This window comes from Pseudidiomarina indica (genome assembly GCF_900104245.1).
Taxonomy (GTDB): Bacteria; Pseudomonadota; Gammaproteobacteria; order Enterobacterales; family Alteromonadaceae; genus Pseudidiomarina; species Pseudidiomarina indica.
Genome location: NZ_FMXN01000005.1, coordinates 24818 through 47217 on the forward strand (window position 1 = coordinate 24818; position 22400 = coordinate 47217).

The window sequence follows — 22400 nt, forward strand, 5'->3', positions numbered from 1 at the left end:
CAGGGGTAAAAAATGAGAGTGGCTGGGGTACTAGGATTTGAACCTAGGAATGGCGGGATCAAAACCCGCTGCCTTACCGCTTGGCTATACCCCAACTCTCGGGGTTGTGCATCACCTAAGGCAGTCGATGTGGCTGGGGTACTAGGATTTGAACCTAGGAATGGCGGGATCAAAACCCGCTGCCTTACCGCTTGGCTATACCCCAACACGGAGTCGACCACCTAACAGCTTGATAATTGGTGCGGACGGAGAGACTTGAACTCTCACGCCGTGAAGCACTGGAACCTAAATCCAGCGTGTCTACCAATTCCACCACGTCCGCCCTTTCGGGATTTGATTGGTGGCTACGGCGAGATTCGAACTTGCGACCCCAGCATTATGAGTGCTGTGCTCTAACCAGCTGAGCTACGTAGCCAACATCAAATTTTTATCAAACTGCACTTGGTGTGTGCGGCGCGTATTATGCAAATCGGGGGCGGAAGCGTCAACCTCTTTTTCTAAAAAAAACCATGATTTCTGTGCGATTGCTTAAAAAAGCGATGGTTTGCTTATTTAATCACCGAATCCGTTCGTTAATCGACCAGCTGATACTCCACCGTCGATACAACGCGGATAACTTTTAGGTGCGGTGTGTTGGAATCACGGTCACTAATGGTGAATTGCCCTTGGTAAGCCATCCGCACTTTACCGAGCTGACTGTCCGAATGTTCGGCGAATCGCAAGGCAACCTCCCGCGCGTTACGGGCCGATTCTTCAATCATGCTGGGTTTAATATCGTTGAGTCCGTTAAAGTGATACTCAACCATGGTGTCGTAGTTGTTGCCAGATAGGCCCACGCCTTGCTTGCCAAGTTCAGAAAGTTGCTGCCGTAAAGTGCGCACACGGTCGACTTGATCGGTATACACGGTGAGGGTTTGATCACCGGTATAACGTAGTCCGACTTCTTCGGTGGCCCAGCGTTCGGCCAATTTATCAAACACATTGGGGGCAGAGATAGAAATATCCGCATCACTGAACCCATTCTTCAATAAGAACCGACGAATGGCCTGAATATCTTTATCCAGTTCTTCATAAATTAAATTTTGGGTATTTCCGGCCCGCACCACTTTCAGAGGCCAAATGGCCGTATCGGCTTTGACTTCACGCTCGGCTAACCCTTTGACGGTGACAAAGCGATCAAAGCTACGGAAATCATTGACACTGGTAATGAGGCCATAACTCAACAACCCAGCGCTGATGATGGCGCCGATGGCAAAAATAAGGGCATGACTTGAACGGGATGTTGTCATAACACCACTCCTTCGCAGGGAAACACGGCGGCTAAACGATAACGTTCGCCGCATCTGTTTATATTGACCTATTCACCAATGAGTTCGTTCAGTTGCCAATTAAATTTTTAGGATCCAGCAACTGCTCAAGCTCAGCTTTTGGAATATCGGTCATTTCTGCGGCCACATCCAGAATTGGACGTTGCTGCTGATACGCCTGTTTCGCAATAGCTGCCGCTTGATTATAGCCAATGCGCCGATTCAACGCGGTGACTAAAATCGGATTACGACTTAAGGCTTCTTCAATATGCGCCTGATTCACCGTAAAGCCAACAATCATTTTCGTTGCTAAGTGTTCCGCTGCGGTACTTAACAACGAAATACTTTGGAGTTGATTATAGGCGATAACGGGTAACATCACGTTAAGCTGGAAGTTGCCATGTTGTGCTCCCATGCTAATGGTATGGTGGTTGCCGGCAACTTGGGCACAGATCATCATGATAGCTTCAGCAATCACAGGGTTTACTTTACCAGGCATGATGCTGCTCCCTGGTTGCAGAGTAGGGAGTGTTATTTCACCTAACCCCGCCAGTGGGCCGCTATTCATCCAGCGTAAGTCATTGCTGATTTTTAATAACACGGTGCCGAGGGCATTGAGCTGTCCACTTAAGAGCTGGTTGACTTCTTGCCCTGCAATTCCGGCAAACGCATTGGGGCTTGGTACAAATTGCTCCCCCGTAGCGCGATTTAAATGCTCACAAAATTCGGTGGCAAATCCGGCCGGCGCGTTAATTCCTGAACCAATGGCGGTTCCTCCTTGGGGGAGTTGTCGAGCCAAGGTTAAGGTATGCCGAATGCCTTGTTCGACATGTTCTAGCTGGGTGACCCAAGCCAGCAGTTCTTGTTCCATGCTGAGCGGCATGGCATCCATTAAGTGAGTGCGCCCTGTTTTAATGACCTGATTGAGTTGCCCCGCTTTATTTTTTATTTCATGTTTGAGCTGCTCAAGAGCCGGGAATAACTGTTGCTGAATACTTAGTACGCTACTCACCAAGATGGCGGTGGGGATCACGTCATTACTGCTTTGACTGGCGTTGACATGATCGTTGGGATGGACTTCGGTGTGAGTGAGCTGTGCCGCCAGGGTGGCGATCACTTCATTCATATTCATGTTGGTACTGGTGCCCGAGCCGGTTTGGAAAATATCCAGCGGAAAAGCATCGTCAGCAGCCCCCTGAAGAATCTGCTCGACGGCCGTTAGAATGGCCTGAGCTTGGTCGGGGCGGATGACTTCAAGCGCGGCATTTGCCGATGCCGCAGCGGCTTTAATATGCGCCAAGGCGTGAATGAATGGGGGAGGAAATCTTAACGAGCTAAATTGAAAGTTTTGTCGGGCGCGTTCTGTCTGTGCGCGCCATAGTGCGTGTTCAGGGACTTCGACGGCCCCCATGCTGTCATGCTCGATACGAACCTGAGAGGGGGGAGTTACCTGCGTCATCATGATTTCTGCCTCTAAAAAGGTGACTTGTATCCTACGGATATATGGTTAGTATGATGCAATTTCAATTCGAGATACAATGCTGAGACAGTTCATCAGTCAAATAATATAGGTTGTGCCCACCATGCAAAAAATAAAAATACCTCACACCTTGGTGTTACTACTTTACATCATGATCGCCGCATTAATCATGACGTGGGTGATTCCCGCGGGAGAATTTGAGCGTAGCGTGAATGAGTTAGGGCAAACGGTGGTACAACCGGGAACCTATTCGGTCTTAGCGGAACAAACCACGCTCAGCCCGCTCACCCTATTTACGGTCATTCCGCAAGCCATGGGCGATGCCCAAGCAGTTATTTTCTTTGTGTTGCTGATTGGCGGTGTGATGGGGATTTTACGCGCTACTGGCATGCTGGATGCAATCATTGGCGTGTTATTAAAGCGTTTTGCAAACAACACAGGCTGGTTGATTTTTGGTGGCATGCTCACCTTCGGGGTGTTCTCGGCACTGATCGGGGTGGCAGAAGAGTACTTAATTTTTGTCGCAATGCTGGTCGCACTTTGCCGTGCTCTGCGTCTCGATAGCATGACAGCGATGGGTATTTTGATTGGTGGTTATGCCATTGGCTATGGGTTGGCGTTGTTTAACCCGTTCACGCTACTAATTGCCCAAGCCGTCGCCGAAGTCCCACCAGCCTCTGGATTATGGTATCGCTTACTCTTATGGCCGGTCTTATTTGGAATTGCGTTCCATCATGTGTATCGCTACGCGAAGCGGGTGAAAGCCGATCCAAACCAATCCTTGATGGCGGATATTGAAGCAGCACAAGAACCAACTAAAGAACAACAGTATCCAGCACTCACCGGGCGTCACCGCTTGATCTTGGTGGCTTTTGTTGCAGTGTTAGGGGTGTTGGTGTGGGGCATCAAAGAACACGGCTGGTATTTGGTTGAACTCAGTGCTCTATTTCTCGGCTTTGGCTTATTTACTGCGCTTGTATCGCGGATGGATACTACCACGGCTGCCAATGAATTTATCACCGGTGCCGCGGAACTGACATCCACCGCCTTACTGATTGGGTTTGCTCGCTCGATTGCGATGATTCTTGAACAAGGGCAAGTGCTGGATACGGTTATCTATTATTTGGCCATGCCAGTCGAAGCATTTGGTGCGCATTTTGGTGCCGTGGCGATGTTGGCGATTCAGAGTATTCTTAATTTCTTTATTCCTTCCGGCAGTGGTCAGGCGTTTGTATCAATGCCAATTATGGTACCGATTGCGGATACCGTAGGTATCGGGCGGCAGTTGACCGTGCTTGCATTCCAAATGGGGGATGGGTTGATGAATATGATTGTGCCGACGAACCCTGTTTTAATGGGAATTTTAGGGTTGGCAGGAATCCCGTACGCACGGTGGGTGAAATTTGCGGGCCCGCTATTACTGAAACTGTTGCTGGCCTGTGCGGGTGCTATGATAGTGGGTGTCATTATTGGTTATTAACCACAGTATTGTATCAGCGAGGGTCTCATGAATTGTTTAGTCTCCCCCCAATGGCTTGCTGCTCGACTGCAGCAACCGCGTCACGCACTGCATGTATTGGATGCAAGCATGGTGCAGGTGGTTGGTCGGGTGCCACTTGAATACCCGCAACGTCAGGTGATTCCGGGCGCTCGTTGGTTAGGGTTGGAAGATTACCTGACCGACCATGAAGCGTCCTTACCGAATACGTTTCCGCGGCCGGAGCAAGTCACTGAGCGCTTACAGCAACTAGGGGTCAATACCGGTGATACCATCGTGTTGTATGATAACCAGGGGATTTATTCAGCCCCTCGGGCGTGGGTGATTTTAAAAGCCATGGGGGTGGAGCAGGTCTATTTTCTCAATGGTGGATTGCCACAATGGTTAGCGGATGGGTTGCCTTGGGCAACGGACTATCTACCGCTCCCTGAAAGTCGCGGTGACGTTATTGCGCAGCGACAGCCAGACTGGTTAGTGGACGCCCAACACGTGTTGGCAGCCAGTCAGCAACAGCAAGCATTGATTGTTGATGCGCGTGGCGCTGCACGCTTCTTGGGGCAACAACCCGAGCCGCGGGAAGGGATGCGCTCGGGGCATATTCCAACGGCGGTCAATTTACCATTTCAGGAGGTTCTAACGGAACATGGTTTCCGTTCGGCAGAGCAATTGGCTGAACAATTCAACCAGCTCGGTGCGACACAAGACACTCCACTGATCACCAGCTGTGGCTCAGGAATTACTGCCTGTGTTTTGTTGGTAGCGGCACACTTAGCCGGTTATCAGCAGGTGAAATTATATGATGGGTCGTGGGCAGAGTGGGGAGCTGATCCTCAACTCCCCATTGCGACTGGCGAATAATGAGGGAGCGGGATTAAACGTTAAAGCGGAATAAAATGACATCACCGTCGTTGACGATGTAGTCTTTCCCTTCTTCCCGACGTTTTCCTGCTTCTTTCGCGCCTTGCTCACCTTGATACTGAATGAAGTCGTCATAGCCGACTACCACAGCACGGATAAACCCTTTTTCAAAGTCCGTATGAATTTTACCTGCAGCTTGGGGAGCGGTTGCACCGACAGGAATTGTCCAAGCACGAACTTCTTTAACGCCCGCAGTGAAGTAAGTTTGTAAATTTAACAGGTTATAGCCGGCCCGAATCACTCGGTTTAAACCGGGTTCGGTGAGGCCTAACTCCGCCATAAACTCGGCTTTATCCGCGTCATCTAATTCCGCAAGCTCTGACTCAATTTCGGCACAAACAGGGACTACCACGGCATTTTCTTTTGCCGCAATGTCACGCACTTGATCTAAATAAGGGTTATTTTCGAAGCCATCTTCATTGACGTTCGCAATGTACATGGTCGGCTTGAGCGTTAATAAGTTGTAGCTACGAATGGTGGCAGCTTCATCCGCACTTAGCGCAATTGAACGAGCCATTTCACCGTTCTCTAGAGCCGGTAATAGTTTTTGTAACACAGCGATTTCAGCGGCTGCTTGCTTATCGCCGCCTTTGGCTTTTTTACCTTGTCGGACAATGGCTTTTTCCACACTCTCAAGATCGGCGAGAGCGAGCTCGGTATTGATAACCTCAATATCTTCAATGGGATTGACGCGGCCGGCGACGTGCACAATATTATCGTTTTCGAAGCAACGAACCACGTGACCGATGGCGTCGGTTTCACGAATGTTAGCAAGGAACTGGTTGCCTAAACCTTCGCCTTTTGACGCGCCTTTGACCAAACCCGCAATATCCACGAATTCCATGGTGGTTGGCACCGTTCGCTGTGGATTGACGATTTTGGCTAATTCATCTAAGCGCGGATCAGGAACAGCGACAACCCCAGTATTTGGCTCAATGGTGCAAAACGGAAAGTTTGCTGCTTCAATTCCCGCTTTCGTGAGTGCATTGAACAGAGTTGATTTACCGACGTTCGGTAAGCCGACAATACCACACTTAAATCCCATGCTTCGTTCTCTCTATTGTGCTTTAAAACTATGTAAATGTTGTTGGGCGGCACGCATGTCTTCGCGTAGTAAGATATCGATACTACGACAGGCTTCGGTAATGCTCGCATCGATGAGCTGCTGCTCGTGGGCAGGTGCTTTGCCTAATACCCAACCTGTGACTTTGCTTTTATCACCAGGGTGCCCAATACCAATGCGTAAACGATGAAAATCTTGCTGCCCTAAACGTGCCACAATATCTTTAATGCCATTATGCCCACCAGTGCCACCCCCAGTTTTAAATTTTGCGACTCCGGGCGGTAAGTCCAGCTCATCGTAGGCGACTAAAATTTCTTCAGGAGCGATTTTGAAAAAGTTGGCAAGGGTGGCGACTGCCGTTCCGCTACGGTTCATAAACTGCATCGGCTGTAAAATGCGTAAATCAGTGCTGCCGATTTGAATGCGGGCGGTATAACCAAAAAATTTACTATCAGGCTGTAGGGAGTGGCCATGTGCGCGAGCAAACTGCTCAACGAGCCAAAAGCCTGCATTATGACGAGTTTGAGAATATTCGGGGCCTGGATTACCCAGGCCCACTAATAAGCGAATTGCTGACATGGTCTGTCTTATTCAGCGTCGCTCTTATTCTCAGCGTCATCACCAGCTTCATCAGCGGCTTCGTCAGTTTCAACTTCTACACGAGGAGCTGAGATAGAAACAACTGGGTGGTTGAAGTCTTCACCTTTCATCAGGTCAAGCAATTCAATTGTTTCTGGAATCACTAAATCGCTTAAGTGCACGGTTTCGCCAACTTTCAGATTGGCAACGTCAACGACGATCGCTTCTGGAATATCTTGTGGCATACACTCAACTTCAACATCTGTGATGTGGTGCATTAAGATACCGCCTTCAAGCTTCACACCAACAGCTGATTCTTCATTCACTAAGTGAACTGGAACCAAGGTTTGAAGTTTCTGACCTTTAACAACGCGTTGAAAGTCTAAGTGAGCTAACTTTGGCTTGAACGGGTGACGTTGAACATCTTTCAAAATTGTTTGATGTTTCTTGCCATCAATGACCAAGGTCACGATTTGTGAGTAGAAACCTTCGTGCTCAGACATGTTGTTCACTTTGTTGTGATCCAACGTCAGTGAAATGGCCTCTTCACCAGCACCATATAAAATAGCAGGAACTTTATCCGCACGACGCAGGCGGCGGCTCGCACCTTTCCCTGTATCCTTACGGACTTCTGCTTGTAAAACAAATTCGATTGTAGACATCGGGAGATTCTCCGTTAAATAAAAATAAGCCGAATATTCGCGACCAAATATTCGACATGGACCTCATCGGCTCTATAGGAGCGGAGGGCGGCGCATATTAGCACCGCACCTGATGAATTTCAATGACTCAATACTCAAACATCGCGGAAATAGATTCTTCATTACTGACGCGACGAATGGCTTCCGAAAGCATGCCGCTCAGCGTCAATTGATGAACTTTGCTGAGGGATTTCATTTCAGGATTGAGTGGAATACTGTCGGTAATGATGACGCGGTCAATGAGGGAGTCGCGGATATTCGCAAATGCATTGCCGGAAAAAACTGGATGGGTGGCGTATGCAAACACTCGGCGGGCACCTTTTTTCTTTAATGCTTCTGCTGCTTTACACAGCGTTCCACCGGTATCAATCATGTCATCAACAATAATGCAATCGCGGTCTTCAATGTCACCAATAATGTGCATTACTTGGGACTCATTGGCACGCGGACGGCGCTTGTCAATAATGGCTAAATCGATGTCATTCAGGAGCTTCGCAATCGCTCGGGCCCGTACAACGCCGCCAATATCCGGGGATACCACGACAGGATTGTGGAATTCTTGCACGCGCAAATGTTCCATCAGCACCGGGCTGGCAAACACGTTGTCCACAGGGACATCAAAGAAACCTTGAATTTGTTCAGCATGAAGGTCGACGGTAAGGACACGGTCAACGCCAACACTGGAAAGAAAGTCTGCAACGACTTTTGCGGTAATCGGGACCCGTGCAGAACGTACGCGGCGATCTTGTCGAGCGTAGCCAAAATACGGCATCACCGCTGTAATTCGACCTGCTGAGGCACGGCGCAAGGCGTCGACCATCACGATCAACTCCATCAAGTTGTCGTTGGTAGGCGCACAGGTGGATTGAATAATAAAAACGTCCGAACCACGCACGTTCTCATTAATTTGCACGCTAATTTCACCATCACTAAAACGCCCTACATCAGCGCTACCGAGTTTGATATACAAACGATCGGCAATTTTCTGGGCGAGTTCTGGCGTTGCGTTGCCAGCAAAAAGCTTCATATCAGGCACACTAAACCTCAATCTTAGTCGGGTAGGTTCACAGTTGAAGCCTGCCGCAAATGCTGGCAGACCGGGTTCTCATTCAGCCCTTGCGCAACAAAGCCTTGCCATTTATCAGGCAATGCTTGAAGCGCTTGTTGAGCAGGTTCCTCGCTGTCAAAGCGTGCAAATACGCAGGCACCAGTGCCGGTCAAACGAGGTGGTGCATATTCTAGCAACCAGGCAAGGGCATTGGCAACTTCAGGGTGCAGTTGACTGACCAGCTGCTCACAATCATTGCGCGTGGTTTCCCATTGCCACTGGGTCCAATCCTGCAAAGGCAGGGTTTGGCGTGGTAAATCGGGATGTTTAAACACCGTTGGTGTGGCAACGGTCACGCCAGGATGCACCACCAGATACCAAGGGCAAGGCGGTGTTGCTGGGGTAAGTATTTCACCAATACCGGTAGCAAATGCAGCCCGACCGTGAATAAATACCGGAATATCAGCACCCAGCGATAAGCCAAGCGTGGCGAGCTCTGCAGTGGAGAGCGGCAGTTGCCAAAGGTGTCGCAACGCTAATAAGGTGGTTGCCGCATCTGATGAACCGCCACCCAGACCGCCCCCCGCTGGCAATCGCTTGTCCAGATGCACATGCACACCGCGCCAGTGGGTAGGAAAGCGGTGCTGTAATAACCGTGCGGCTTGCAGCACTAGGTTATCGGCTGTAGCAAATTGTGCTTGGGAACAGGTGAAAGTGAGGGTTCGCTCCGGCTGCGGGGTAAAGGTTAAGGTGTCGCCATAATCAATAAATTGGAACAGTGTTTCTAAACGATGGTAGCCATCGTCACGTTGGCCAATGATGTGTAAGAATAAATTGAGCTTTGCGACCGCAGGAAGGGTTAAAACTGCCATTTTGAAACCTGTAATTTGAGCCGCCACTGCTTGCTCGAAAGTTCGATAAGGTGGGGAAGGTAGACCCCATTCGTTGATTTGTACTGCTGCAATTGACCTTGCCAGAGTTGTCCGGAGGCAGGCATGACAAAGCCGGCCAACAGTGCCAGCGATTCGTCGTTAACCGACTGTAATTGATAAGATTTATCCATCATTTGAGGTTGTTCTCGACCACTGATGATGGCACTCATCTGATTTATCGGTAACTCCAATCGAAAATATTCCCACAATAACTCATCCATTGTGGTGGCTTGGTAATGAGTGCCGTCTTCAGCAATCAAAATGGCGCCTGCGGGGGTCTGCTCTAAACGCGCCAAAGTGCCGCGTAGCGGGTGATAGAAGCGCATCTTGAGTTGCGTTGGCGTTGCTTGCCACTCCACATACATGCTATGCCGATCTTGTTGTTGTAGATCAAACAATGCCATTTGTCCGCGCAACTGCCAATCGGTCAGTTTTTGCAGCCGAGACTGCTGAGCTTGAATGGCGGCAATGCTGACGTCATGCTGGATTGGTGGGCGTTGCACGGAACTACAGGCAGTTAAGCTAAGTAGGGCGAGCAACAGGATCAGGGGGCGGTTCATCTCGATAGCTATCCTTGTTCGTACGCTTTTCATAATGCGGGCTTTCACGTACAATTGCCAGCGTTTCGCAGTAGTTAAGGGCTCGTTCTATTTTCTATTATGACCATTTTTGCGCTAGGTGTTAACCACAAAACCGCTTCCGTCGCTTTACGGGAGCAAGTTGCTTTCACGCCAGAGCAGTTGCATCAAGCACTGCCAGCTTTGCGTGAGCAAACGGGTGTGGCCGAAGCCGTTATCTTATCCACTTGTAACCGCACTGAGCTGTATTGCCATGGGGCAACCTCAACCGATATGTTGTTGGGCTGGTTAGCCGGTTACCATCGAATCCCGTTGGAACAGTTACGGGAGCATTGCTATGCCTATCAAGATGACGCAGCAATTGAACACCTTATGGCGGTTGCCAGTGGCTTGGACTCCTTGGTGTTGGGAGAGCCTCAAATTCTAGGCCAAGTGAAGCAAGCCTATCAATTTGCACGGAACCAAGCGAGTGTTGGTACGGTGATGGAACGGCTGTTCCAAAGCACATTTCGCGTGGCTAAAACTGTCCGCAGTGAAACCAAAGTGGGTGAAAATGCGGTATCGGTGGCGTTTGCTGCAGTGAATTTAGCACGCCAGATTTTCGCCGAGCTGCCGCAATCCCGAGTATTATTGGTGGGAGCTGGTGACACCGCTGAATTGGTGGCGCAGCACTTGACTGAACATGGGGTGCAGCAGCTGATGGTCGCCAACCGTACCCTTGAGCGGGCTCAGGTAGTCGCCAACCGGTTTCAGGGGCAGGCCCATACCTTGGGAGAGCTCCCTGAGTTATTGCCACAGGCAGACATTGTGATCAGTTCAACCGCAAGTCCCTTACCCATTGTTGGTAAAGGCTTGATTGAAAAGGCACTGAAAGAGCGTAAACGCCGGCCGATTTTATTAATCGACCTTGCCGTTCCTCGTGATATTGAAGAACAAGTTAATGAGCTTGATGGTGCCTACTTGTACACAGTGGATGATTTGCAAGGCATTATCACTGAAAACCTTCGGAACCGGGAAGAAGCCGCAGAAGAAGCAAAAGTGATTATTGCTGAGCACACTGAAGCGTTTTCTGCGTGGTTACGCCAATTGGATCACGTTGATGTGATTCGTGACTATCGTCAACGCGTGCAACAGATGGCGCAAGAACAGTTACAACGCGCACACAACCAATTAACGTCAGGAAAATCTCCAGAAGCCGTGTTGCAAGAGCTCACCCAACGTTTAACCAATCAATTTTTACATCAGCCCACGCAGTTAATGCGGGAAGCTGGGGCTGCTGGTGATGATTTAACACTGGCTGTATTTCAACGATTAATCGCAGACGACGAGTAAGGTCCGCACGCCATGATGAATCCGTCGATAGTTCGAAAACTAGAAGCATTATTAGAACGTTATGAAGAAGTTCAGCATTTACTGAGTGATCCAAGTGTCATTGACGATCAGGACCGCTTCCGTGGATTATCGCGGGAGTATTCTCAATTAGATGAATTGGTGCAGTGCTTTACCCAATACCAACAAGCTCAGGAAGATGAAGCAACGGCACAAGAAATGTTGCAAGAAGATGACGCTGAGTTACGGGAAATGGCCCGTCTTGAGCTCTTAGAGGCCAAAGAGAAACAAGCAGAACTTGCGCAACAACTACAAATTTTATTATTGCCGAAAGATCCGAATGATGAGCGTTCATGCTACCTCGAAATTCGTGCCGGAGCCGGTGGCGATGAAGCGGCTATTTTTGCGGGGGATTTATTCCGCATGTATAGCCGTTATGCGGAGCAGCGTGGCTGGCGTGTCAGTATTGTCAGTAGCAACGAAGGGGAACATGGGGGTTATAAAGAAGTAATTGCCCATGTGACCGGCGATGGCGCCTACGGCCGCTTCAAGTTCGAGTCAGGTGGGCATCGCGTGCAACGGGTTCCTGAAACTGAATCCCAAGGGCGGGTGCATACCTCGGCATGTACGGTTGCTGTTTTACCGGAAGTTCCTGAGGCGGAAGCCATTGAGATTAATCCCGCAGATTTGCGTATCGATACGTTCCGTGCCTCGGGCGCGGGTGGTCAGCACGTGAACCGGACGGACTCGGCCATTCGTATTACCCATATTCCATCGGGCTTTGTGGTCGAATGTCAGGACGAGCGTTCGCAACACAAAAACCGCGCCAAAGCGATGGCCGTGCTGCAAGCGCGTTTACAACAAGCGGAAGATGAAAAACGCCGTTTGGAAGAACAGTCTACCCGGCGCAGCTTGGTGGGCAGCGGCGATCGCTCTGAACGTATTCGCACCTATAACTATCCGCAAGGGCGGGTCAGTGAACATCGCATTAATTTAACGTTGTATAAATTGGAAGAAATTCTCAACGGTGATTTGGACGCGATTTTGGATGTGTTGGTGCAAGAACACCAAGCAGACGAATTGGCCGCACTCGCAGAACAATAATGGTTAGCCTCCCTAGTATTGCTGAAGCATTGCGGTGGGCCGGTTCGCAACTCGCCGACAGCCCCACTGCCAAGCTTGACGCTGAGGTGTTATTAGCCCATGTGCTAGCAGTGGAACGGGTGTATTTGTTGACCTGGCCTGAGCGCGCTGTGCAACCGTCCGCTTGGCAGACATTCCAGCAGTTAGTGGAACAGCGGATGACCGGGGTTCCCGTGGCTCATTTGGTGGGGCAGCGAGAGTTTTGGTCGCTGCCGCTTCGGGTTAATGCGAGCACTTTAATTCCGCGTCCTGATACGGAAGTTTTGGTTGAGGCCGCGTTGCAATTAAGCCTGCCAGCCGAAGCGCAGGTGCTTGATTTGGGAACTGGCACCGGAGCCATTGCGCTCGCCTTAAAAAGCAGTCGCCCTCAATGGCAGGTGAGTGCGGTTGATCGGCACCCTGATGCCGTCCTGTTAGCCCAGCACAATGCCGCGGAATTAGGGCTCGCCATTGAGGTTTTTCAAAGTGACTGGTTTGCCGCAGTTACGCCGAATCAAGCATTTCATCTTATCGTCGCTAATCCTCCTTATATTGATGCAGAAGATCCGCATTTACAGCAAGGGGATGTACGGTTTGAACCCCTATCTGCCTTAATTGCAGAGCAACAAGGCTTTGCCGATTTAGCGCACATTGTCAGCACCGCCCCCAAATTTATTCAACCGCAAGGCTGGCTGGTGTTAGAGCATGGCTGGCAGCAAGGCGAGGCAGTGCGCAAGGCGATGCTTGCTCGAGGTTACCAAGAGGTTACCACGGTTCGTGATTATGCTAATCTTGATCGTGTTACCTTAGGTCAATGGAGTCAGGCCCATGTCAAATGATTTTATTTTTGCCGACGAACAAGACTCTCAAGAAGTGGTCGATCGAACCGCGAAAGAGGGCTGGAAAGTTTTGATTGTGGATGATGAGCGTGAAGTTCATGCCGTGACACGATTGGCATTAATGGGCATTGAGTTTGAAGGTCGTGGCTTGCAGTTCATCAGCGCCTTCTCTCGCCAGGAAGCCGAACAATTACTCACGGAACATGATGATATTGCCATTGTGTTGTTGGACGTGGTGATGGAAACCGATGATGCGGGCTTGCAAGTGGCGAAATTCATTCGGGATACCATCGGGAATCGCCGGAGCCGCATTGTCTTGCGGACGGGGCAACCGGGCCAAGCACCAGAGCGTCACGTGGTGATGCATTATGATATTAACGATTATAAAGCGAAAACTGAACTGACCGCACAAAAGTTGTTTACTTGTGTGATGTCAGCCTTACGCTCATACCGTGATATCATGCGCGTCACCGAACAATTTGAGCAAGTTGATCAAGAGTTAAGTTTTTACCAAACGTGGTTGCATGAACACCACCCATCGGTGGCGCAGCAACTTGCTGATGCCTACCAACGAATTACCGATACCAATAAAAATTAAGGGAAATCACCATGTCGTTTATGGCACTTAAACATCTGCATGTCACTTTCGTTGCGATCAGTGTGGTATTATTCATCTTACGATTTTTTTGGCGTTCCATAGGAGCCAAAATTGCTCAGCAAAAATGGGTGAAAATCGTCCCGCATATCATTGATACCGCCTTGTTACTCACCATTGTTGGAATGCTCATTCATTGGCGTATGTGGCCATGGGAAACCGCGTGGTTATTAAACAAAATTGTCGGTCTGGTGGGGTACATTGTGTTTGGTCTGGTGGCCATGAAAGCGTCGTATCGCTGGTTGCGTTATGTCGGCTTTATTGTTGCGTTAAGCTGGATCATGTTTTTGTTGCATATTGCGTTTAGCAAACAAGCAATCATTACTTTTTAAATTTGAAGGTTTATGCGTTTTCCATACTTAGAACATGTGGCTCATGAAATTCTCCCCACCATTGAAATTTTGTGGGAGATTAGCCGTGCGTTTAATCCCGAGAGCGATGGCTCAGTCAGTGAATTTTATCAACTGAGCCGTGAGTTGGCTGAACGCCATGAAGACCTCGATGGGCTCGAAAAACTACAAGCGTTACAGGATGATTTCTACTATCAACTGGGCTTTAGTGACGCCCCCGAGACAGTGGTGGGGGCGCAACGAGTATTACTGGATAGTGTGGTGAGCTACCGTACTGGGCTGCCGATTAGTCTGGCGCTATTATTGCAGGAAACCGCAGCGTACGCTGGATTACAATTAGAAGTGATTGACTTCCCAGGCTATCCGTTATTACGGTTTGACTTTGAACAAGAAAGTTACTTTGTGGATCCGGTACAAGGCGAGCTGCTAAAAGGGCGTCAGGTGCAAGAGCGGTTTGAAGATATTACTGAGCAAACCTTAGACTTTTCTTGGGATATGTTCGAAACAGCCGATCAAAAAACCATTCTGCGGCGTTATTTGACCGAATTGAAACATGCCATGATTCATGACCATGCGTTTGCCAATGCGTTGACGGTGGTGCATATGTTATTAGCCATTTCACCGGATGATCCCTACGAAATTCGTGATCGCGGTTATGTTCTTGAAGAGCTTGATTGTCAGCAAGCTGCGGTTGACGACTATCAGTATTTTGTCGAACAATGCCCCGATGATCCAAGTGCACAGATGTTGCGGTTACAACTAGAAACATGGGCCGCCCCCCAGCAGGTCCTTCATTAACCAATTAAGAATAACAAGGGGTTTCTATGGAAAGCACAGCGTTAATCACCAATGATGGGATTATCTTTGGGTTATTAGCGGTTATTTTGGGGCTAATTTTCTATACCCAAAGCAGTAGTAATAAGTTCTGGCAATCCTTTTACCGCTGGGTACCGGCATTATTAGTGTGCTATTTCGTGCCGTCGCTGCTGAATACTTTCGGAATTGTTGATGGTTCCAACACCAATTTATATCCATTTGTTATGGATTATTTATTGCCTGCCTGTTTGGTGTTACTGACCTTAAGTTTAGATTTGAAAGCAATCCTGCGGTTAGGGCCTAAGGTTCTCATTCTGTTTTTAACGGGAACCGTTGGGGTGGTGATTGGTGGCCCTATTGCATTACTGATTGTGGGTGCGTTGTTCCCTGAGGTGTTGGGCGGAGCTGGTCCAGAAGCAGTATGGCGGGGCATGACCACTGTTGCCGGCAGCTGGATTGGTGGCGGTGCCAACCAAGCGGCCATGAAAGAAATCTACGAGGTGGGGGGAGAAATATTCTCGGCCATGGTGACCGTGGATATTATTGTCGCCAATATCTGGATGGCGGTCTTACTTTACATGGCGGGCGCCAGTAAACGAATTGACGCTCGCACCGGTGCTGATACGAGCGCGATTGATACCTTGAAACAGCGCATGGAAGAATATGAAGCATTGCATCGTCGTGAGTCGAAACTTCCCGATATTATGTTTATTGTTGCGGTGGCGTTTGGGGTGACGGGCTTAGCCCATTGGGGTGCTGAGGTGATTACCCCGTGGGTTGCTGAACATGCACCTGTGCTGAAAGACTTTAGCTTAGATAAGAAATTTTTCTGGCTGATCGTGATCGCCACCACCGTGGGCATTGCCCTATCGTTTACGCGGGTGCGGCAACTTGAAGGTGTAGGCGCTTCTAAGTACGGTTCCATGCTGGTCTATTTGTTAGTAGCAACCATCGGCTTGCATATGGATGTGACTGCAATTGTTGATGTGCCTAAATACTTCCTCATTGGCATTATTTGGATGATCATTCATGCCAGCTTGATGTTGATTGTGGCCCGCTTATTGAAAGCGCCTATTTTTTACATGGCAGTGGGCAGTCAAGCCAATATTGGTGGGGCCGCGTCAGCGCCGGTGGTGGCTTCGGCCTTCCACCCTTCTCTAGCACCGATAGGGGTGTTATTAGCGGTGCTAGGCTACGCGATTGGCACATACATGTCGTATATTTGTGGCCAGATTTTACGTGTGATTGCAGTCGGCGGTTAATCGGCTGCTTTCACCACAGTGAAGGAATTTAACGTGATAAATACACAAGTGATCAAAATTGGGAAAGTGCAGCTTGGGAACGAACTGCCGTTTGTTTTATTTGGCGGCATGAATGTTCTGGAGTCTCGCGACTTAGCCATGCGGATTGCTGAGCACTACGTTGAAGTAACGAGCAAGCTCGGTATCCCGTATGTGTTTAAAGCCAGTTTTGATAAAGCAAACCGTTCGTCGATTCACTCCTACCGGGGGCCGGGGATGGACCGTGGCTTAGAGATCTTTGCAGAAATTAAGCAAACCTTTAATGTCCCGATTATTACTGACGTGCACGAGCCTTATCAGGCCAAGCCGGTGGCAGAAGTGGTAGATATTTTACAACTACCCGCATTCTTAGCACGGCAAACGGACTTGGTGGTGGCCATGGCCGAAACGGGTGCGGTGATTAACGTTAAAAAACCACAATTTCTTGCCCCCCATGAAATGCGGCATATTCTTAAAAAGTTTGGTGAAGCCGGCAATCACAATGTGATTTTGTGTGAACGTGGCAGTTGCTTTGGCTACAACAACTTAGTGGTTGATATGCTGGGCATGGATGATATGAAGCAATTAGCACCGGTCATGTTTGACGCCACACACGCATTGCAACGTCCTGGTGGACGAGCAGATTCGGCTGACGGGCGTCGTGCACAAGCGGCAGAATTGGCGCGGGCAGGCATGGCGTTAGGGTTAGCGGGGCTGTTTATTGAAGCTCATCCTGACCCCGATCAAGCGAAGTGCGACGGCCCGTGTGCGTTACCCTTAGCCAAGCTAGAGCCTTATTTGCAACAAATGAAAGATGTTGACGACTTGGTCAAAAGCTTCCCAAAACTGGATACCAGCCGCTAATATCCTCATCACTCTGCATTCAATCTTGGCGGTGCTTGTCGATGGCAAGCACCGCCAGCTCACGGACATTCATCTCAATCCCATCATTTTCATCGTTTATTCACTTGCGGATTGGCGAGTTCTGTTTTAAATTAAAACGCATGTTTAAAATGCGCGTTCTAAACTGAGCTGATTTCGTGAGTGAGAATGAAACCATGGTAAAGCGATTGACGACCAAAGATAAGATTTTGAATGCTGCCGAAGCATTGTTTGCCGAACACGGATTCGAGCAAACGTCATTGCGTCAAATCACTGCGGATGCTCAGGTGAACCTTGCTTCTGTGAATTATCATTTTGGTTCCAAAAAGGCACTGATTCAGGCAGTGATGGCACGTTATTTAGAAGTGTTGATGCCGGCGCTTCACCAAGAATTACAGACCTTATCACAGCAACCGCAGATCACCACCCGCGCGGTGTTTGATTGTTTTCGTGGTCCGTTGCAAGAGTTAATCCATGTGTGTCGGCAAGGCCCGACAATTTTCTTAAGTTTGCTTGGATTCGCCTATACTGAAATTCAAGGCCATTTACGGCGTTATACCATGGCGCACTTCGGTGATGTCATTCAATTGTTACTCACATTGCTACATGCTGCTAATCCTCAATTGAGCCCCGCCGAAATGTTTTGGCGATTGCATTTTGTGTTGGGCGCCACGGTATTTGCGCAAGTATCAGGGCCAGCCTTGCGAGAGATCGCTGCCGCAGATTTTGGGGAAGCCATTGAAGCGGATGATGTGCTGGAACGACTGATTCCATTTTTAGCAGGCGGTGTTGATGCACCGTCTAAGTAACGAACAAGCGACTTCGTAGAAGCCGTCCAAACCTCCCATTGTACCTATAGGAAAAGGTGTTATTCGATGGAAATTTTGATTCTCTTAGCGGTCGTTGTGGTGTTGCTGTTTGCAGTGCCCGATATTCGCCGCAGTTTAATTACCCGTCCGGCGTTTGGCTTTTTTAAACGAGTCTTACCGCCCTTGTCTCCAACTGAGCGTGAAGCAATGCAAGCGGGGGATACGTGGTGGGATGCTGATTTATTTAGCGGCCGCCCAGACTGGCATGAGTTTCATCAAATCAAGGCACCGCAATTTACTGCGGACGAGCAAGCCTTTATTGATAATCAACTCGAGACCTTGTTAACGCTATTGGATGATTTCCGCATTGTGCAACAAGACGCGGATTTGCCTAAAGAAGTATGGGACTATCTGCGCCAGGAAAAATTCTTTGCCATGATCATTGGAAAAGAATATGGCGGGTTAGATTTCTCACCGGCAGCGAACTCACACATTGTGTCGCGCATCGCAACGCGCTCAATCAGTGCTGCGGTTTCTGTGATGGTTCCAAACTCGTTGGGGCCGGGTGAGTTATTAACTCACTATGGTACGGAAGAACAGAAAAACTACTGGCTCCCCCGTTTAGCCGATGGCACAGATATTCCGTGTTTCGCATTGACTGCTCCGGAAGCAGGTTCGGATGCGGGTGCGATTCCAGATATGGGCATTGTCTGTAAGGGAGAGTTCGACGGCGAAGAAGTGGTCGGTATCCGGTTAAACTGGAATAAGCGCTACATTACGTTAGCGCCGATTGCGACCGTACTAGGCTTGGCGTTCAAGCTTTATGATCCGGAAGGACTTATGGGTGATGAGAAAGATATTGGCATCACCTGTGCCTTGATCCCAACCAATCATCCAGGCGTGGAAGTAGGGGAGCGTCACCTGCCATTAAATCAAGCCTTTATGAATGGCACGACCTATGGCAAGGATGTTTTTATCCCATTAGATTGGATTATTGGTGGACGTGAGTACGCCGGCAAAGGCTGGCGGATGCTGATTGAATGTTTGTCCGCAGGGCGTGGCATTAGCTTGCCAGCTTTAGCGGCAGCGACGGGGCATGTCACCCAACGGATGACGGGCGCCTATGCGTATGTGCGGCAACAGTTTGGCTTACCAATCGGGCTATTCGAAGGGGTGCAGGAAGCACTCGGTGAAATTGGTGGCAAGAACTATATTCTTGAATCCATGCGTCGCTTGACCTTGACTGCCTTGTGTGACGGGAAAAGTCCTTCAGTGATTACCGCCATGACTAAGTATCACATGACAGAAATGGGGCGTGATGTGCTTGACGCAGCCATGGATATTCATGCGGGTAAAGGCATTCAGTTAGGGCCACGTAACTACCTCGGACACGGGTATATGGCGACACCGGTATCGATTACCGTGGAAGGCGCTAATATTTTAACGCGCAACCTGATGATTTTTGGTCAAGGCGCAACCCGCTGTCACCCCTACGTTTTGGCGGAAATGGAAGCAGCTGCTAACCCGAATGAAGAGGAAGGTTTGGCACAGTTTGATAAGCTGTTGTTGAACCATATTGGATTCGCGGCAGGCAACTTCTTTGGCAGTTTGTGGATGGGGCTCACCGGCGCGCACTTTAACGCGAGCCCAATGAGCGGTCCGACGGCTCGTTACTATCAACAATTGACCCGCATGAGCCGCGCCTTGGCGCTATCTGCGGATATGGCGATGTTGGTCATGGGCGGTGACTTGAAACGCCGCGAAATGCTGTCAGCACGTCTTGGTGATGTATTGAGTCATCTGTATATGGCGTCAGCGGTGTTAAAACGCTATGAAGATGATGGTCGTCAGGCGAGTGATTTACCATTCGTGGATTACGCGTTGCAACATCACTTGTACAGTATTGGCCAAGCCTTTGATGGGTTCTTTGCGAACTTCCCGAATCGCTTTGTCGCTTGGACCCAACGCTTTGTTATTTTCCCTCTTGGCATTCGTTTCAAAAAGCCAACGGACGCAACCTTGCAAGCCATTGCGAAGAGCACCATGGAGCCTGGTACCACGCGTGATCGTCATACTTTCTTGTGTTACTGGCGTGAGGAAGAAGATGACATGACTGGCCACATGGAGCTGGCTTTTTTAGGCATGCGCAAGAATGCGGATGTGTATAAGCGGATTCGTCAAGCGGTTAAGCGGGGCGATATTGCCGAAAACCTCAATGGCGATGCCTTGGCAGAAGCGGCACTGGCTGCTGAGATTGTGACCGCGGCAGAAGCGACCGAGCTAAAACATGTGGAAGCGTTGCGCTTGCGAGCCATTGGTGTGGATAGCTTTGCGCCGGGTGTGATTGAGCAACGCAGGTTTTATTCGTAGTTCATGACTCGGTAAGACACAAAAAAAGGAAGCTAAGCTTCCTTTTTTTGTTCATTTTGCCCTTTAATTAATGGGCTTGTAGCGAGTGCGATGAGGCTCCATGGCTTGTTCACCATGAGTTTTCTTCATGTACTCTTCGTAATCGGTGTAGTTCCCTTCGTAGAAGTTAATCTGCCCTTCATCACGATAATCGAGAATATGCGTTGCGACGCGGTCGAGGAACCAGCGGTCGTGCGAAATAACCATGGCAGAGCCCGGGAATTCAAGTAACGCATTTTCTAAGGCACGCAAGGTTTCAACGTCAAGATCGTTGGTCGGTTCGTCAAGTAACAATAAGTTACCACCAGCCTTGAGCAGTTTAGCCAAATGCACCCGGTTACGTTCCCCTCCGGATAACTCACCTATGCGTTTTTGCTGGTCATTCCCACGGAAGTTAAAACGGCCCACGTAGGCACGGCTATTGATTTCAAAGTTGCCAATGCGAATCATATCTTGACCGTCGGAAATTTCCTGCCACACGGTGTTGCTATCCACCATGCTATCGCGGAACTGATCAACACTGGCCAGTTGTACGGTTTCACCCAGCTCTACTGTGCCGGAATCGGGTTGTTCTTGGCCGGTGATCATACGGAATAGGGTTGACTTACCGGCACCGTTCGGGCCGATAATCCCCACAATGGCACCCTTAGGAACACTAAAGCTGAGATTATCAATTAAGACGCGCCCATCGTAGGCTTTGCTTAATTGATTCACTTCTAGCACTTTGTCCCCTAAACGTGGGCCTGGTGGAATAAAGAGCTCATTGGTTTCATTGCGTTTTTGATAATCTGAGCTTTGCAGCTCTTCAAACCGCGCCATCCGAGATTTGCTTTTCGCTTGACGACCTTTAGGGTTTTGACGCACCCACTCAAGTTCTTGCTTAATACTGCGTTGACGCGCCTTCTCTTGCTTTTCTTCTTGTTCAAGGCGACGTTCTTTTTGTTCCAACCACGAGGAGTAATTACCTTCCCACGGAATGCCATAGCCACGGTCGAGTTCGAGGATCCAGCCCGCCACGTTATCTAAGAAGTAACGGTCGTGGGTAATCGCAACCACAGTGCCTTCATAATCATGGAGGAAGCGTTCTAACCAAGCGACAGATTCCGCATCCAAGTGGTTCGTCGGCTCGTCCAGTAACAACATATCAGGCTTGCTTAACAATAAGCGGCAAATGGCAACTCGGCGGCGCTCACCTCCAGATAATACTTTAATAGGAGCATCCCAAGGCGGTAAGCGGAGGGCATCGGCGGCGCGCTCAAGCATATGATTCAGGTTATGCCCGTCTTTTGCTTGAATAATGGCTTCCAGCTCTCCTTGGCGTTTTGCCAAGGCGTCAAAATCGGCGTCTTCTTCAGCATAAGCTGCATAAACTTGGTCTAATTCAGCGAGTGCGTTGTTGACGTCAGCAACGGCTTCTTCAACAGTTTCACGAACTGTTTTGTTTTCATCCAATTGTGGTTCTTGTGGCAAGTAACCAATTTGGATGCCTGCTAATGGGCGCGCTTCACCTTCGTATTCTTTATCTACGCCAGCCATAATACGAAGGAGGGTTGATTTCCCTGCGCCGTTTAAGCCTAACACCCCAATTTTGGCACCGGGGAAAAACGATAACGAGATATCTTTCAGAATGGTCTTTTTGGGTGGCACCACCTTACTGACCCGCGACATCGAATAAATGAATTGTGCCATAACAGCATGCGCTCCTTTTGAGGCGAAAAATTAAAGCCAAAAACAACAATCGCTTATTTTAACCCTTAAGTTGGCGCTAACCCAAGTATATTGGTAAACTAGAGCCACTTATTTTG

The 22400-nt window shown here is 49.2% G+C and carries 20 protein-coding genes, 4 tRNA genes and 1 pseudogene; 12 read left to right on the forward strand and 13 right to left on the reverse strand.

Annotated features, from left to right (window positions below):
• Nucleotides 1–19: 19 nt before the first annotated feature.
• The 6 genes from BLP64_RS05310 to BLP64_RS05335 form a co-directional block, all read right to left on the reverse strand.
• Nucleotides 20–94 (reverse strand) — tRNA-Gln (locus tag BLP64_RS05310).
• Nucleotides 95–130: 36 nt separating this feature from the next.
• A tRNA-Gln gene (locus BLP64_RS05315) sits at nt 131–205 on the reverse strand.
• Nucleotides 206–237: 32 nt separating this feature from the next.
• A tRNA-Leu gene (locus BLP64_RS05320) sits at nt 238–322 on the reverse strand.
• Between the two features lie 16 nt (nt 323–338).
• Nucleotides 339–415, reverse strand: a tRNA-Met gene (locus BLP64_RS05325).
• A gap of 157 nt (nt 416–572) precedes the next feature.
• Nucleotides 573–1289 (reverse strand): SIMPL domain-containing protein, encoded by a 717-nt coding sequence (locus tag BLP64_RS05330; RefSeq protein WP_092592518.1) that lies wholly within the window; start codon nt 1287–1289, stop codon nt 573–575.
• A gap of 88 nt (nt 1290–1377) precedes the next feature.
• A complete protein-coding gene (locus BLP64_RS05335; protein WP_324615340.1) occupies nt 1378–2769 on the reverse strand; it encodes a class II fumarate hydratase in 1392 nt (463 codons plus the stop codon).
• Between the two features lie 121 nt (nt 2770–2890).
• Between BLP64_RS05335 and BLP64_RS05340 the strand changes: the two genes are divergently transcribed.
• The gene (locus tag BLP64_RS05340; protein ID WP_092592522.1) at nt 2891–4267 is read left to right on the forward strand and encodes a YfcC family protein; all 1377 of its coding nucleotides are present in this window, start codon (nt 2891–2893) and stop codon (nt 4265–4267) included.
• A gap of 27 nt (nt 4268–4294) precedes the next feature.
• A complete protein-coding gene (locus BLP64_RS05345; RefSeq protein ID WP_092592524.1) occupies nt 4295–5143 on the forward strand; it encodes a sulfurtransferase in 849 nt (282 codons plus the stop codon).
• A 13-nt stretch (nt 5144–5156) separates the two neighbouring features.
• On the opposite strand, the gene ychF is transcribed toward BLP64_RS05345, so the two are convergent.
• The 6 genes from ychF to lolB all read right to left on the reverse strand — a co-directional run bounded on the left by ychF (nt 5157) and on the right by lolB (nt 10086).
• Nucleotides 5157–6248, reverse strand: a complete 1092-nt coding sequence (gene ychF / locus BLP64_RS05350; protein WP_092592526.1) for a redox-regulated ATPase YchF — start codon at nt 6246–6248, stop codon at nt 5157–5159.
• Nucleotides 6249–6260: 12 nt separating this feature from the next.
• Nucleotides 6261–6845 (reverse strand): aminoacyl-tRNA hydrolase, encoded by a 585-nt coding sequence (pth, locus tag BLP64_RS05355; RefSeq protein ID WP_092592528.1) that lies wholly within the window; start codon nt 6843–6845, stop codon nt 6261–6263.
• Between the two features lie 8 nt (nt 6846–6853).
• On the reverse strand, nt 6854–7507 hold the full coding sequence (locus BLP64_RS05360) for a 50S ribosomal protein L25/general stress protein Ctc (protein WP_092592530.1): 654 nt from the start codon (nt 7505–7507) through the stop codon (nt 6854–6856).
• A 127-nt stretch (nt 7508–7634) separates the two neighbouring features.
• The gene (locus tag BLP64_RS05365) at nt 7635–8582 is read right to left on the reverse strand and encodes a ribose-phosphate pyrophosphokinase (protein WP_143001071.1); all 948 of its coding nucleotides are present in this window, start codon (nt 8580–8582) and stop codon (nt 7635–7637) included.
• A gap of 14 nt (nt 8583–8596) precedes the next feature.
• Complete coding sequence (gene ispE / locus BLP64_RS05370) at nt 8597–9466, reverse strand: 4-(cytidine 5'-diphospho)-2-C-methyl-D-erythritol kinase (RefSeq protein ID WP_092592532.1); 870 nt, start codon at nt 9464–9466, stop codon at nt 8597–8599.
• Complete coding sequence (gene lolB / locus BLP64_RS05375; RefSeq protein WP_176754928.1) at nt 9454–10086, reverse strand: lipoprotein insertase outer membrane protein LolB; 633 nt, start codon at nt 10084–10086, stop codon at nt 9454–9456. Before lolB ends, ispE begins: the two co-directional genes overlap by 13 nt.
• Before the next feature lie 99 nt (nt 10087–10185).
• Between lolB and hemA the strand changes: the two genes are divergently transcribed.
• The 10 genes and pseudogenes from hemA to BLP64_RS05425 all read left to right on the forward strand — a co-directional run bounded on the left by hemA (nt 10186) and on the right by BLP64_RS05425 (nt 20556).
• Nucleotides 10186–11436, forward strand: a complete 1251-nt coding sequence (gene hemA / locus BLP64_RS05380) for a glutamyl-tRNA reductase (protein ID WP_092592535.1) — start codon at nt 10186–10188, stop codon at nt 11434–11436.
• Nucleotides 11437–11451: 15 nt separating this feature from the next.
• Complete coding sequence (gene prfA, locus BLP64_RS05385; RefSeq protein ID WP_092592741.1) at nt 11452–12537, forward strand: peptide chain release factor 1; 1086 nt, start codon at nt 11452–11454, stop codon at nt 12535–12537.
• Nucleotides 12537–13394 carry a peptide chain release factor N(5)-glutamine methyltransferase gene (gene prmC / locus BLP64_RS05390; RefSeq protein ID WP_092592537.1) on the forward strand — a complete coding sequence of 286 codons (858 nt, stop codon included), beginning with the start codon at nt 12537–12539 and terminating at the stop codon, nt 13392–13394. Before prfA ends, prmC begins: the two co-directional genes overlap by 1 nt.
• Nucleotides 13384–13890: pseudogene (locus BLP64_RS05395) on the forward strand (response regulator); the annotation flags it as partial. The gene prmC and the pseudogene BLP64_RS05395, both read left to right, overlap by 11 nt.
• A 113-nt stretch (nt 13891–14003) precedes the next feature.
• A complete protein-coding gene (locus tag BLP64_RS05400; protein ID WP_092592541.1) occupies nt 14004–14381 on the forward strand; it encodes a SirB2 family protein in 378 nt (125 codons plus the stop codon).
• 12 nt (nt 14382–14393) lie between these two features.
• Entirely contained in the window at nt 14394–15197 is an 804-nt protein-coding gene (locus BLP64_RS05405; RefSeq protein WP_092592543.1) for a SirB1 family protein, read from the forward strand.
• Nucleotides 15198–15223: 26 nt separating this feature from the next.
• A complete protein-coding gene (locus BLP64_RS05410; RefSeq protein WP_092592545.1) occupies nt 15224–16477 on the forward strand; it encodes a DUF819 family protein in 1254 nt (417 codons plus the stop codon).
• 36 nt (nt 16478–16513) lie between these two features.
• Complete coding sequence (gene kdsA, locus BLP64_RS05415) at nt 16514–17359, forward strand: 3-deoxy-8-phosphooctulonate synthase (protein ID WP_092592743.1); 846 nt, start codon at nt 16514–16516, stop codon at nt 17357–17359.
• Between the two features lie 194 nt (nt 17360–17553).
• Nucleotides 17554–18186 (forward strand): TetR family transcriptional repressor PsrA, encoded by a 633-nt coding sequence (locus BLP64_RS05420; protein WP_092592745.1) that lies wholly within the window; start codon nt 17554–17556, stop codon nt 18184–18186.
• A 66-nt stretch (nt 18187–18252) separates the two neighbouring features.
• Complete coding sequence (locus tag BLP64_RS05425; RefSeq protein WP_092592547.1) at nt 18253–20556, forward strand: acyl-CoA dehydrogenase; 2304 nt, start codon at nt 18253–18255, stop codon at nt 20554–20556.
• Nucleotides 20557–20619: 63 nt separating this feature from the next.
• On the opposite strand, the gene ettA is transcribed toward BLP64_RS05425, so the two are convergent.
• Nucleotides 20620–22284: an energy-dependent translational throttle protein EttA gene (gene ettA / locus BLP64_RS05430; protein ID WP_092592549.1), complete on the reverse strand. Its 1665-nt coding sequence runs from the start codon at nt 22282–22284 to the stop codon at nt 20620–20622.
• Between the last annotated feature and the right edge of the window lie 116 nt (nt 22285–22400).